Genomic DNA, 1,277 nt, shown 5'->3' with positions numbered 1-1,277 from the left:
GTGGTGTCTCCGAAGATTGCTGTGGTGAAGTCTTCTGATCCGGTGTCGGGTTCGAATGTTGTTGCCGGTCAGGACATCAAGTACACGCTTTCGTTCTCGAACACCGGTAACGGTGCGGGTGAGGTCGCGTACTTCGATGATCTGCGTGGTCTGCTCGATGATGCTGATCTGGTTGCGGGCAGCTTGAGTGCTGATGCTCCGTTGACGGCTGCGATGGTCGGCACGGATGGTTTCTCGGTGACGGGAACCCTTGCGGCCGGTGAGAGCAAGACGGTGACGTACACCGTCACGGTCAAGGCTGATGCCGATCGCGTTGCGGCGAATGCCGACAACACGGTGCTCAACTTCGTTGTTCCGGGTACGACTCCGCCGGTTGATCCTCCGGAGGTGTGTGATCCGGTGACGCAGCTGTGCACGACGCATCCGGTTCAGGTTCCGGGGTTCACGGTCGCGAAGGCTGCCGATCCTGCATCGGGTACCAATGTTGCTGCGGGTCAGACGATCACATACACGGTGACCGGTTCCAACACGGGTAACACGACTCTTGATCCGGTGGTGTTGACCGATGATCTGTCGAAGGTTCTCGACAACGCGACGTTGGTGGACGGTTCGCTCAAGGCAACTGTCGACGGTGCTGCTGCCGCTGCCCCGACGCTGTCGGGCACCACGCTCTCGTGGACTGGTGTGCTCGAGGCCGGTAAGTCGGTTGTCCTGACCTATCAGGTGAAGATCAACGACGGTGTTGCCGGCGGGGTTCTGATCAACAACAAGGTCACCGGTACTGCGAAGCCGCCGACGGGTCCGGAGATCACTCCTCCGCCGGTGACGACCGAACACCCGGTGAAGGTTCCGGGGTTCACGGTCGCGAAGGCTGCGGATCCGGTGTCGGGTACCAATGTTGCTGCGGGTCAGACGATCACGTATACGGTGACGGGTGCGAATACGGGTAACACGACTCTTGATCCGGTGGTGTTGACCGATGATCTGTCGAAGGTTCTCGACAACGCGACGTTGGTGGACGGTTCGCTCAAGGCGACTGTCGACGGTGCTGCTGCCGCTGCTCCGACGCTGTCGGGCACCACGCTCTCGTGGACTGGTGTGCTCGAGGCCGGTAAGTCGGTTGTTCTGACCTATCAGGTGAAGGTCAACGACGGTGTTGCCGGCGGGGTTCTGATCAACAACAAGGTCACCGGTACTGCGAAGCCGCCGACGGGTCCGGAGATCACTCCTCCGCCGGTGACGACCGAACACCCGGTGGTGTCTCCGAAGATCGCTGT

General features: G+C 60.7%; 1 protein-coding gene. It reads left to right on the top strand.

Annotated elements, in window-relative coordinates; translation table 11 throughout:
• Positions 1-24 precede the first annotated feature (24 nt).
• The coding region (locus ATN37_RS32865; protein WP_308125250.1) for an isopeptide-forming domain-containing fimbrial protein at positions 25-1,277 on the top strand (1,253 nt) is incomplete at its 3' end.

Source organism: Rhodococcus sp. MH15, from assembly GCF_019266045.1.
Taxonomy (GTDB): Bacteria; Actinomycetota; Actinomycetes; order Mycobacteriales; family Mycobacteriaceae; genus Rhodococcus_F; species Rhodococcus_F qingshengii.
The sequence above is the reverse complement of the archived record's forward strand: the minus strand, read 5'-3'. Positions and strand labels throughout refer to the sequence as shown.